The sequence below is a fragment of the Azonexus sp. GW821-FHT04F04 genome (genome assembly GCF_059420025.1).
Genome location: NZ_JBWKSX010000010.1, coordinates 143,519 through 155,173 on the forward strand (window position 1 = coordinate 143,519; position 11,655 = coordinate 155,173).

Below are 11,655 nucleotides of genomic sequence, written 5' to 3' on the forward strand. Positions count from 1 at the left end.
AGTCAAAATATACGTATTTGCAAATATGTTTTCATATCCGCGCCGGGCGGCGACCTGTACTTCCACCGCACCCAGTCACTTTCCCCTCCGAAACCCCTGGCCCCCGGGGCCAAGGTGGTTTTCCTCCAAGCGGAGGGAAGGAAGGGCAAACCGGCGGCAGGATCCGTCCGAGTGCTGTCCCTGATATCGGACACCGAACTCGTTGCCCTGCTCAAGGATTCGGAAGCCATTCCGCCCGAGGATACTCAGCACGCCATGGCTGGTTTCGTGCAAGAGCTGAATAACGGATTCGATGGCAATTTGCATGATCAGCCTTCGGGTGCCTTGGTCGGACGGGCCTTGTAGGCAGTGTCGAAAATGAATTCCAGGGATGGGTGGACGCCGCGCAATCCATCAATAACCGCTTTTGCCCAGTCGAAGTAGTCCTGCTTGCGGCGCAAGGACCAACCTGCCGGAGGTGAACTGGCGATGTCGCGGAGATTGCATATCTTGTCGGCCAGTTTGACCAGCTTGGCGCGTCGACTAATGCTCGGCGCATGATCTATCTGCTGTTGTTTTCTTTCGGCCTTGAGGAGTGATTTGTCGTCGGTGACTTCGAGAACAATATCGGCGATCTCCTGACCGAATTGCCGGACCAGTTCCTGTACCGTGGTCTCGGTATCTTCAACGGTGTCGTGCAGAATGGCAGCAATCCGCACCCGTTCATCGTCGATCCCGGCCTCGTTGGCCAGGACATTGGCCAGTGCAATAGGATGGTTGATGTAGGGCGAGGCCGCCGCGTCCTTGCGGCGCTGGTTGCGGTGTTTGTCGGCGGCGAAGGCGATGGCAGCGAGTATCTTGTTCATGGGGCAATTCTAGTCCTCAGCGCCGAGTTCGGCATAACCGGGCTGAAAGCCTGGGATTCACCCTGAAATGCCCGAAAGAAAATGCTGATAGACTATTCCGGCACATTGGGCACGTTCAGCCTCTCCTTCGGAATACTCACGCGACGAATCGTAATGTTACTTAGTCGAATCAAATTCATTGTCGTAGGTCTGCTCTTCCTGAATTTGGCCCATGCAGCACCCGGTCAGCCCTTCCCGGCTGAAGCCTGGCAGCGAAAGGCGGTGGGCTTTGCCATCGGTCTGTACTATTTGAAGATACCGGCCACTGATCCTGCGAAAGCGGCCCGTACCTTGGCTGCGGACAAGCGTTTCGCGTTGAAAATCGTGGACAAGCTCGACAAGACGGCACAAAGCCAAGCCTTGTTAAGCGCAAATTTCAGCAGCAACGTAGCAAAGGAGTATGCGCCACCGTCAATTGACTCTCTGCGCTACTTTGGACGCGGGCTGAGCCAAGAACAAGCATTGGCGCTTCAAAAGGCACCTCGTGCACTAATCCTTGGCTTCGCACATCCTTCGCAACAGAAAACCTCAGGGTTACGGCGTGCTGAAGAATTCATCCTCGAATTGGCAAAGCAGGAAGACGCGATAATTTGGGATGACGAGACCCGCGAAGCTTTCACTCCAGAAGCATGGGAAAAGAATCGCCTAAGAACGTGGGAAGGCGGAATCCCTAACGTATCCAAGCAGATCGTAATTCATGCCTACAACAATGCCGGACGTACCCGTGCCATCTCTTTGGGCATGGCACGACTTGGTCTGCCTGACCTAGTAATCAACGATAGTGTCTGGTCTCTCAATCGTCCTTTAGGCAATACGATCAACGCTCTGGCCCAACAACTTGTCGAGGCAGGCCCGCCCGATGACAAGGGAGCGCTATATTTGAAGATCGCTGGCTTACGTCATGTTGGAATACGCAACAGCCTGTCGGAGGGCATCCTATCCGGTGGCAAAGGAGAAGGAAGGCTGCGTTTGCTGGAAACCGTGGCGGAGGCGGGGGATCCAGCCAATGCACTAGCAGTCTTGAGCTTTGATTCTTATCCCGGACGTGATGTCACCGAGCACCAGACCAATTTTGTTATTGCCGTTTTTGGTGCTGAACCGGATGAAGTGGTGTACACCAAGCATGATGCAGCCCTACGTGCCGCGAGCGCACATGCCCGCGCTCAATTGCCGGCCTTACAGAAAGCCTTTCTGAGCGGACTCACGCCCGGTGAGCATCTGCTTGTTAAGGCGCCCTTCACCACCCGCGATAACGGTCGGGAATGGATGTGGATCGAGGTCACCGAATGGACTGGGGATCAGATCAAAGGGATGCTCCGCAGTGATCCGCGTAACGTCCCTGGGCTAAAAGCTGGACAGATGGTTGGCGCTCACCAATCAGACCTTTTTGATTATCTTCGCGTCTTTCCGGATGGCCGCACCGCAGGTAATGAGACGTCAAAACTATTGAAGTAGTTGGTCAGATTAAAGCCTGTTACTTATTCAGTCTGAATGGAGCTGACTGTTACTATGCCACCGCTAACTTATTGGAAATCGGAATATCGCCAATGGCTGAACTGCAGTTAGATAGAAAATTACGGTGACCGACGAGTTGCAGGCGCAAGCCAACCTTGGGATTGGTCTGTAGCTACTCCACGAACAAGGCTTCATGAAAAGCCCATTTGCAGCCAAGCACTTATTGATACACGTCAACACGGCATGCATTAGTCGGTGGCAAAGCGTTTATTGCCGTGAATGTGCCTGTTTATGACCTTGTTTCCTGCGAAATCCATAGCTAGAGTGGATGCAGTAGCAAATCCTAATGGATTGTTGCTGCAGTTTCCCGACAAGCCAGCCATCCGCCAGCCAGCCACTTTCCTCGTTTCAGGGTGACGGTGTTGTTTCCAGTTTGCGCCCCAATTTCCCGCGAGGAATGTCGTTTTGTTGAAACTGAAACAAGATACGGAGAGCGAACATGGATAAGAAACTCACGACAGCTGCCGGCTGTCCGGTGGTCGATAACCAGAATGTCATGACTGCAGGGCCACGCGGTCCGCAATTGCTTCAGGATGTCTGGTTCCTGGAAAAGCTGGCGCACTTCGACCGCGAGGTCATACCCGAGCGCCGTATGCATGCCAAAGGGTCGGGTGCTTTTGGCACCTTCACCGTGACCAACGACATTACACGGTATAGCCGGGCCAAGATTTTCAGCCAGATCGGCAAGAAGACCGACCTGTTTTCCCGCATGTCTACGGTGGCGGGCGAGCGTGGTGCGGCGGATGCCGAACGGGATATTCGCGGCTTTGCGATCAAGTTCTACACCGAGGAAGGTAACTGGGATCTGGTCGGCAACAACACCCCGGTGTTCTTCCTGCGCGACCCGCTGAAATTTCCGGATCTCAATCACGCAGTTAAGCGCGACCCGCGCACCAACCTGCGCAGCGCAGGCAACAACTGGGACTTCTGGACCTCGTTACCCGAAGCCTTGCATCAAGTCACCGTGGTCATGTCCGATCGCGGCATTCCGGCCAGTTACCGCCACATGCATGGCTTCGGCTCGCACACCTTCAGCCTCATCAACGCTCAGAATGAGCGTTTCTGGGTCAAGTTCCACTGGCGCACCCAGCAGGGCATCAAGAATCTGACCGATGCCGAGGCGGAAGCCGCCGTCGGCAAGTGCCGTGAAACGCACCAACGCGATCTGTACGAGGCCATTGAGCGCGGCGATTTCCCGAAGTGGACGCTCTGCATTCAGGTCATGCTGGAGGCGGATGCCGAGAAGGTACCCTACCATCCGTTCGACCTGACCAAGGTCTGGCCGCACAAGGACTATCCGCTGATCGAGGTGGGTGTCATCGAGTTCAACCGCAATCCCGACAACTACTTCGCCGATGTCGAACAAGCCGCCTTCAATCCGGCCAATGTCGTACCTGGCATCGGCTTCTCCCCCGACAAGATGCTGCAAGGCCGCCTGTTCTCCTATGGCGACACCCAGCGCTATCGCCTGGGGGTCAACCACGGACACATTCCGGTCAACGCCCCGCGCTGCCCGATGCACAGTTACCACCGTGACGGTCAGATGCGCACCGATGGCAACTATGGCTCGACGCTGGGCTATGAGCCGAACAGTTACAACGAATGGCAGGAACAACCGGATTTCCGTGAGCCACCGCTGGCGATCAACGGCGCAGCCGATCACTGGAACTTCCGCGAGGACGATGACGACTATTACAGCCAGCCGCGCGCCCTGTTCCGCCTGATGAGGCCGGACGAGCAACAGCGTCTGTTCGACAACACCGCCCGCGCCATGGGCGATGCGCCTGAAGAAATCAAGCGTCGCCACATCATGAACTGTACCAAGTGCGACCCGGCTTATGGTGCCGGTGTTGCCAAGGCGCTGGGCATGATGGCTTGAACCAGGATTGCCGATGGACCGAGGCCAAACAATTGCTCTGAACGGGCTTGCTTCCCGCCCCTCTTGGTTTGTGCTGCAGCGTATGCATGCGCAGCAGCACAAACTGGTAGCAATGGGATTGGCGCTTGCCTTGCTCGGCGTAATCGTCCTGTTCGGGCAAAGCATTACCCAGGTGCTTGCCGGCAATGCTGCGCCAGGCTTGCGCCTGGCGCTCTACGGTGGTGTGGCAGGTTTTGCGACCACGGCACTGGGCGCCTTGCCGGCATTGCTCATGCGCAGCATGCCACAACGTGTCGAAGACAGCATGCTGGGCTTGGCGGCGGGCATGATGCTCGCCGCCAGCGCCTTTTCCTTGCTTTTGCCCGGACTCGAAGCCGGTGAGTCGCTGCTCGGCAATCGGGGCACCGGTGCGGCAGTCGTTGTCTTCGGGATGGCACTGGGGGTTTTGCTCATGCTGGGTCTGGATGAGTTCACGCCGCACGAGCATGAAACGACGGGGCCCTGCGGACCGGGCTACGAAATCTGTGGTCGCGTCTGGCTGTTCGTCTTTGCCATCGCCCTGCACAACCTGCCCGAAGGCATGGCGATCGGTGTCAGCTTTTCTCAAGGGGACATGGGTGTAGGCTTGCCGCTCACCACCGCCATCGCATTGCAGGACATTCCCGAAGGACTCGCCGTTGCACTTGCCCTGCGCAGTGCCGGCGTTGCGCCGGGCTATTCGGTACTGATTGCTGCGGCCAGTGGTCTGCTCGAACCGGTGGGCGCTTTGCTCGGCGTAGGCTTGGCCGGTGGCTTGGCGCTGGCGTATCCGATCGGTCTGGGGCTGGCGGCGGGAGCCATGATCTTTGTGGTTTCACACGAAGTCATCCCCGAGACACATCGTAACGGCCATCAGACGAGCGCCACCCTCGGCCTGATGGCCGGCTTTGCCCTGATGATGGTGCTGGACACCACGTTGGGCTGATCACTCTCACTAAACCAGAAAAGGAAAATCGAACATGAAAGACAGTAAATCACTTCCCCCTGTCATCGATATCGGCATTACCGATGCCGACCGCAAGAAAATTGCCAAGGGCTTGTCGGCGCTACTGGCCGATAGCTACACGCTCTATCTGATGACCCACAACTTTCACTGGAACGTGACCGGGCCCCAGTTCAACAGTCTGCACAACATGTTCATGGGGCAGTACACCGAGCAGTGGAATGCCCTGGACATCATTGCCGAACGTATCCGTGCGCTGGGTTTCCCCGCTCCGGGAACTTACAAGGAATTCGTGAAGCTGGCCTCGATCCCGGAAGTGGATGGCGTGCCCAAGGCCACCGACATGATTCGTCATCTGGTCACAGCCCAGGAAGCAGCAGCCCGCACGGCGCGCAAATTGTTCCCCATTGTCGATGCCGCCAACGATCAACCAACAGCCGATGTGCTGACCCAGCGTATCGACATCCATGAAAAAACAGCCTGGATGCTGCGCAGCTTGCTCGAAGAGTAAGTTCCGGAACACATCAATCATAACGGGGGCTAAAGTCCCCCCGTTGTGCTTCGGAAGACGGGTTGCATTAAGAGAGAGACTGCGTGATCGGAACGAGTTAATCTCTGCTGATTTTGCACCTTCTGCCTGAATTATCATACGCTGCGTTCGGGTCATAAGTCGAAGACAGGCGCCTCGGTGGCCATCACCGGGAAATGGACGTCGCACTTCAAGCCCGGCAACGCATTACGTGACATCGTGCGACACCCGACGGAGTAATAACGGCGGCATCAACTACCGTTCAAACGCACGCATACATCGATCGGCAGCCGACACCACGAGAATGCCGGCTACTATCGCCAGCGCCAACGGCCCACCGGTTTGCAGGAAGTCGTTCCAGTAAACCAACGGTGTAACGTTTGCTGTCGGAAGATATTCCCTGAAATCCTGCATCACCCCGACAAAGTCCGGCGGGACATTGACGAGGAGGAGCGCCATTATCGGCACCGCGATGAGCAATCGCGCCAAAAATGCCTGAAGAGGAGCTGCCGGCCAGGCAAGAATGATCGCCAGCAAGAGGATGGCAGTGTCCGCAGAGCGGACGATGGTGCGAAATTGCACATGGCTGACCAACTCACTTCGATGGCGCTTTTTGACTTGCCGGTTCCTTCATTTTTGCCTCCGGCAGAACCGGCAGAACATATGAATGACCATTTTGTGGAAAGTACTGGACGATCCTCGTTCCGGGATCTACGCCCGCGCAGTTTCGCGCCCCACATGTCAAATAGAGAAGCTTCTGCGCTTGCCCGTTGATGACTACCGTAATCATCTCGTGTTCGAGGAACGACTTGCTTTCAAGCTTTGTCCGAACGAGAGCGGCGGCTTCTCTGCCCTTGAATTCGAAATATACCAGTAAAAAAATGAGCACGAAGAAGACAGCAGCGAGCACGGCAAACGTTTTCGAGTGTTGCTTCTCACGCAGTTCAATTGCCGAGTCTTTTCGCTTCCCCGTCCAGTGATGCTTCAGCCTTAGAAACTGACGTTTCAGTTTCCAGTTCTTTCGCAACTTATCGTTAATTCCGGGCAAAACCGCATGCGAATATAAAAACCTGCAGAGTACATATGCGATCAAAGCGAGAAGGGCCGATCCGAATGAAATCAGAAAACCGTGATACAGGATTTGCTGAAGGTTGCGGTCAAGGACATCGCCATCGAGGCCGAGTGGGCCAAGGAATCCTCCGGTATAGGCAGTACTCGCGCAATACAAGAATGCCGTTATGGCAGCTAGCGCCATGCCACTGTCAAGCAGTGAATTTTGTTTAGCGTTCATGGAAATCTTCAGTTTTTCGACAGCCCCATCAGGCCGGATATGTAATGATAATTTGGTCCGCAATGACATTGGGGTTTTGAGTGGTAATAGCACGCAACTGAGCGCTCAGGCACGCATGTCAGCAGACATAGCATCTGCCGACGTTGCAGCCGATTTGTTTTTTCTAGCACCAATTGCGTATACAGGACGCTCGGACGGGCTGAAGGATGGATTGAGGCGGCTGATGGCTATAGAAATAGCGCCATTTTTGCCGGGGCGTTGGACAGCAATGACCTCTGTCAATTCGTTTTTCCAAATGCGGTGCGAGATCAGTCATTGGGAATGATCGTTTGGCGGAGTGGAGTGCCATTTGCACAAGTCGTTCCCACCTTCGCGATGAGGCCGCGTTCGTTACGCAGGTACCAGACAGAATTTACGAGGGCACTCAGATGCTCGCATGGTTCCTCAAGTGGCAGCCCCGTGCCTTTCCCAGTTTCGCGACTGCGATAGATCACCACAGCTTCTTCGTATTCCACTTCTTTCACTCCGTTAGTCGGTCGCTACGCCTAGGAAACAGTCGCTGTCAGCGATGCATGCCTTCCAAGGTATGTCTTTTTATGGCCTCTCCACAAAACCCCAGCAATGTTTTGTCGCTCATTTCTCCTTGTGCTCACCATTCGGTTCGAGAGATCGTGACGAATTGATCAAGCTCGAGGGGCTGCCATTCCCGGAGACTCCCCATATTGATGCGGGAAACTGAATTTCAATGGCCAGTTTGTGCTCTGATCGGCCACTAAAATTCCTGGCACCTAATGAAGGTATCGCTCTTACCGGAATCGCTTGGGGGCTCTTCCTTACGTTCAATCGTCCAACCCCAACACAAATTATTCGATTCCCGGATGGCTAAAATCCGCAACCCAGCGCTGAAATTCTTCGGCAGGCATCGGCCTGGCGATGAAATATCCCTGCGCAATGTCGCAGCCCAAGTCCGAGAGCTGTTCCCAGTGCTCCCGCGTTTCCACGCCTTCAGCCACCGTCTTGCGGCCCAGATCGTGTACCAGATCGATGGTCGATCGCACGATCATGGCGGAGTCCCGGTTGTCGGACATGGCGGCAACGAACGATTGGTCAATCTTGATGTAGTCGACCGGGAGCTTTTGCAAGTAACTCAGCGACGAGTAACCTGTGCCGAAGTCATCCACGTAGAGGGGGATGCCTTCGCTGCGCAAGGCGTGCAGAACACGCAACGCGTACTCGGCATCCTCCATGACCGCGCTCTCGGTAATCTCCACCTCCAGCAAGCCGCGGCTTACGCCTCGCTCGAACTGCCAATGATGGAACTTGTCGAACAAGTGTTCGTCGCGGAAATTACGCGTCGAAAGATTGATGGCTATCGGCAAGGCACAGTCATTTGCCTGCCAGTCTCGTAGCAGGTCGAGGACGGCAACGATCAGCCATTCCGTCAACGGCTTGATCAGACCCGTCTGTTCCGCCAGGCCGATGAACAGAGCCGGTGGTAGCAGACCGCGGCGAGGATGCTGCCAGCGTACCAAGGCCTCCGAGCCGCATACCTGTCCGCTCGCAAAGCCGACTTTAGGTTGCAGATAGACCCTCAGTTGGCCGCCCTCGATGGCCCGGCGAAGCTCGCCAGCCAGGTTTAGTCGCTCGACCTGATCCTGATGCTGGGTAGGCTCGAAGAGACACCGGTCCACGCCACGCGATTTGGCCTGATAGAGAGCCTTGCCCATCCGGCGCAGCAACTCCTGGGCAGTCGATCCGTGGGCGGGGTACAGTGCGATGCCGGTTTTGGCGGTGACCTCGAGCTCGATATCGGCAACCGGGAACGGGCGGGCCAGGCCCAGTTCCAAATTGTCGGCGACGGCCATTGCCGCAGCAGTGTCTTGGGCTGGTGCCAGAACGCCAAATTCATCACCACGCAGTCGGGCGACGACGGCGGAGGCAGGCGCGCTTTCGCGCAAGCGTTGCCCGAAGTCGCGCACGATCTGATCGCCGTGGGCGGAGCCAAGCACGTCGTTGATCTCGCCGAGACGTTCGATGTTGAGCTGCAGCGCCACCAAGGGGACCCTGGGCGATGAACTGTCTTCAATGGCAGCGACGAGGGCTTCCGTGAACTCGACTACGTTGGGCAGGCCGGTGAGTGCATCGTGGCGCATCATGTGGTGCATCGCCGCCTGGACGCGCTCCTGTTCCGCCCGGGTGCGCAAGGTGGCAAGCCCGAAGGCCAGATCGTCGGCGGATTCCGTCAGCAGCGCGATCTCGTCATCATCGAACGAATCGGGTTCAGGATCATAAATGGACAAGGCGCCGATGATTTCCCCACCGACGCGCAAAGGGCAGGACAAGCCGGACGTCGCGCCATGGAGTTTGTCCTGCCAGGGGGCATAGTTTGGATCGGATCGCATGTTGCGAACCAGGCGGACTTCCCCGTGGCGGATGGCAGTTGACGTCACGCCTTGGCCCAGCGCGCTATCAGTCAGGCTCAGACCAAACAGGCGGAGAGCCGCCATCCCGCCTGGGTAGCCGCATTCGGCCATGGGACGCAAGGCCGGGTTGGCATTTTCGCCGCAATACCAGACGACGGCCATGCCGTAGCCACCGGCGGTGACGATCGCTTGACACATGCTTTCCAGCAGGCTCTGCTCCTCGTTGGCGCGCAACATGGTGCGGTTCCCCGCACTCAAGGTACGCAGGGCGCGACTGACGTGCTCCAGTTCCCGAACGCGCTGCTCGAGTTCGGTGTTGAGTGTCTGGATACGTTCTTCGAAGTGCTTGCGTTCGGTGATATCCGTACCCAGTACGTAATACCCCGCAATCGTTCCGTCGGCGTTGTACTTGGGCATGTAGCGAATGGTTTGCCAGACCCCGGGAAAGGGTTGCCAGTCGTAGCCTTGGGCCTGGCCGGCCAGTACCTTGCTGATCAGCGGGCAGGCCACGGCATAGCGCTCTTCACCGAGAATTTCCTCGACCGTGCAGCCTGTGATGTCCTCGCGACCGGGCGCGAAGCGCGCACGGTACTGGTCATTGACGTAGACATAGCGCCGCTCTGCATTGACAAAGGCAATCAGGGCCGGCACGGCGCTGATCACGCTATGCAGATGATCTTCACTTTCCTGCAATCTTGCGGTGCGCTCCCGCACATCAGCTTCCAGCAGGGCATTTTGTTCGTGAATAATGTGTTCGGCCTTGCGTTCGGTGGAGACGTCGCGGAAGACAAGCACCACGCCGCGCAACCTCCCCTGGGTGTCCCGGATCGGAGCGGCGCTGTCGGCGATGGGATGCTCGGTACCGTCACGTGCGATCAGCGCGGTATGGTTGGCAAGTCCCTGGGTTTCGCCCGTGGTCAGTACCTTGGCGACCGGTATTTCGGCAGGCTCGCGGGTCCGCTCGCTGATAATGCGGAACACCTCGTCCACTGGGCGCCCCTGCGCCTGGGAGATCGACCAACCGGAGAGTTGCTCGGCGACCGGATTCATGCGTGTAATGCGCCCTGCGGTATCGGTCGCCATCACCGCATCGCCGATCGAGTGCAGGGTGGTGGACAGGCTTTCCTCGCTGTCGGCCAATGCGCGTTGGCTGGCTTCGGTCTCGCGCAGTTGTTGGCGGATCAAGGCATAGGTCGCACTGAGCAAGGCGGCCAGCAACGCCGCCACCAAGGCGCCGGCAACCACCAGCATTCGGCGCGCCTGCGCATACCCTGCTTCGCGCTCGGTCAGCAGTCGCCGCTCCTCCGCATCCATCTCGCTGAGCAACTCGTAGGTGCGGGTGCGCGTGGCACGTAGCGGTGCGGTGGCCACGTAGGCATCAGCGGCACCCTGACCCTGCGTCTTGCGCAGCAATTCAATCTGCCGCGAGATGGCCAGGCGCCGGTTCGTAATTTCACGCAACTCCGTCCAGCGTTGTTGTTGGCGGGCGTTGTCGACCGTCAACTGCCGGATATGCTCCAGTGTGTTTTCTCGTTCCGCAATGGCTGCGTTGCGTTCGACGAGATTAGCCGGATCGCCGGTCAATCGGAAGCTTTGGGTGGTCAACTCGATCTGCAGCGTGTAGCCACGAGTACGGGCTAGATTGTTGAGTACCGCATGGGTGTGCTCGACCGTCTGTGCAGCACTAGCGGCGTCGTCCGCTACCTTCCAGGTCATCGTTGCCAGGGCGATCACCACAAGCATTGCTGCAATGAATGCGACGAGTACCTTGGTTTCGAAACGCGGCTGCAGTGTCATGAGACTTTCCGTTTTGCGCAATGGGGCAGCTGGATCGCAAAAATAGCTTCAATCCGTGTACCGGACCGACCAGGAGATTTGCTTCGTGAGGCAACAACGGCTATCTGTTCTGTCAAGGATGCTTGACACCGGACCCCAGAGCGCGGGCTGGCAGTTGCCGGAAGCAACCCGGATCGCGCCCGGCGGCCCGCCAACCTATCCGGTGCGACGTTGAATGATCGGATGCACCCACATTTTCTTTCCTCATCAAATAAGCTGCACGGTGGCGCATGGAGGCCAGAGGTGGCTCCGCGAATCAGGACATCCGGTTAAGTGAAATCTCTGCTTCAATGGGCGATGGGAATCGCCTGCCAAG

General features: G+C 57.2%; 9 protein-coding genes and 1 pseudogene. 6 read left to right on the plus strand and 4 right to left on the minus strand.

What is annotated here, in order from left to right; all coding sequences use genetic code 11:
• Positions 1 to 171: 171 nt before the first annotated feature.
• Entirely contained in the window at positions 172 to 345 is a 174-nt protein-coding gene (locus AC07TV_RS18165) for a hypothetical protein (RefSeq protein WP_494649777.1), read from the plus strand.
• Here AC07TV_RS18165 and AC07TV_RS18170 read toward each other — a convergent pair.
• Positions 309 to 845 (minus strand): HD domain-containing protein, encoded by a 537-nt coding sequence (locus AC07TV_RS18170; RefSeq protein ID WP_494649778.1) that lies wholly within the window; start codon positions 843 to 845, stop codon positions 309 to 311. The two genes, AC07TV_RS18165 and AC07TV_RS18170, sit on opposite strands and share 37 nt — an antisense overlap.
• 81 nt (positions 846 to 926) lie before the next feature.
• Between AC07TV_RS18170 and AC07TV_RS18175 the strand changes: the two genes are divergently transcribed.
• From AC07TV_RS18175 to AC07TV_RS18195, 5 genes and pseudogenes are all read left to right on the plus strand, one after another.
• A complete protein-coding gene (locus AC07TV_RS18175; protein ID WP_494649779.1) occupies positions 927 to 2,339 on the plus strand; it encodes a DUF2314 domain-containing protein in 1,413 nt (470 codons plus the stop codon).
• A gap of 499 nt (positions 2,340 to 2,838) precedes the next feature.
• On the plus strand, positions 2,839 to 4,278 hold the full coding sequence (locus AC07TV_RS18180) for a catalase (RefSeq protein WP_494649780.1): 1,440 nt from the start codon (positions 2,839 to 2,841) through the stop codon (positions 4,276 to 4,278).
• Between the two features lie 82 nt (positions 4,279 to 4,360).
• Entirely contained in the window at positions 4,361 to 5,242 is an 882-nt protein-coding gene (locus AC07TV_RS18185) for a ZIP family metal transporter (RefSeq protein ID WP_494649781.1), read from the plus strand.
• 34 nt (positions 5,243 to 5,276) lie between these two features.
• Positions 5,277 to 5,771, plus strand: coding sequence for a Dps family protein (locus AC07TV_RS18190; RefSeq protein ID WP_494649782.1), 495 nt, complete (start codon positions 5,277 to 5,279; stop codon positions 5,769 to 5,771).
• Between the two features lie 123 nt (positions 5,772 to 5,894).
• Positions 5,895 to 6,029, plus strand: a pseudogene (locus tag AC07TV_RS18195) (HU family DNA-binding protein); the annotation flags it as partial.
• Positions 6,030 to 6,044: 15 nt separating this feature from the next.
• Here AC07TV_RS18195 and AC07TV_RS18200 read toward each other — a convergent pair.
• From AC07TV_RS18200 to AC07TV_RS18210, 3 genes are all read right to left on the minus strand, one after another.
• Positions 6,045 to 6,371 (minus strand): hypothetical protein, encoded by a 327-nt coding sequence (locus AC07TV_RS18200; RefSeq protein WP_494649783.1) that lies wholly within the window; start codon positions 6,369 to 6,371, stop codon positions 6,045 to 6,047.
• Between the two features lie 13 nt (positions 6,372 to 6,384).
• Entirely contained in the window at positions 6,385 to 7,080 is a 696-nt protein-coding gene (locus AC07TV_RS18205; RefSeq protein ID WP_494649784.1) for a hypothetical protein, read from the minus strand.
• An 863-nt stretch (positions 7,081 to 7,943) separates the two neighbouring features.
• Entirely contained in the window at positions 7,944 to 11,300 is a 3,357-nt protein-coding gene (locus AC07TV_RS18210) for an EAL domain-containing protein (RefSeq protein WP_494649785.1), read from the minus strand.
• Positions 11,301 to 11,655 lie beyond the last annotated feature (355 nt).

Coding starts and splice junctions, on each gene's coding strand:
- AC07TV_RS18180 (WP_494649780.1), top strand. CDS start 2,839: ATGGATAAGAAACTCACGACAGCTGCCGGCTGTCCGGTGGTCGATAAC.
- AC07TV_RS18185 (WP_494649781.1), top strand. CDS start 4,361: ATGCATGCGCAGCAGCACAAACTGGTAGCAATGGGATTGGCGCTTGCC.
- AC07TV_RS18205 (WP_494649784.1), bottom strand. CDS start 7,080: ATGAACGCTAAACAAAATTCACTGCTTGACAGTGGCATGGCGCTAGCT.
- AC07TV_RS18170 (WP_494649778.1), bottom strand. CDS start 845: ATGAACAAGATACTCGCTGCCATCGCCTTCGCCGCCGACAAACACCGC.
- AC07TV_RS18175 (WP_494649779.1), top strand. CDS start 927: ATGCTGATAGACTATTCCGGCACATTGGGCACGTTCAGCCTCTCCTTC.
- AC07TV_RS18210 (WP_494649785.1), bottom strand. CDS start 11,300: ATGACACTGCAGCCGCGTTTCGAAACCAAGGTACTCGTCGCATTCATT.
- AC07TV_RS18190 (WP_494649782.1), top strand. CDS start 5,277: ATGAAAGACAGTAAATCACTTCCCCCTGTCATCGATATCGGCATTACC.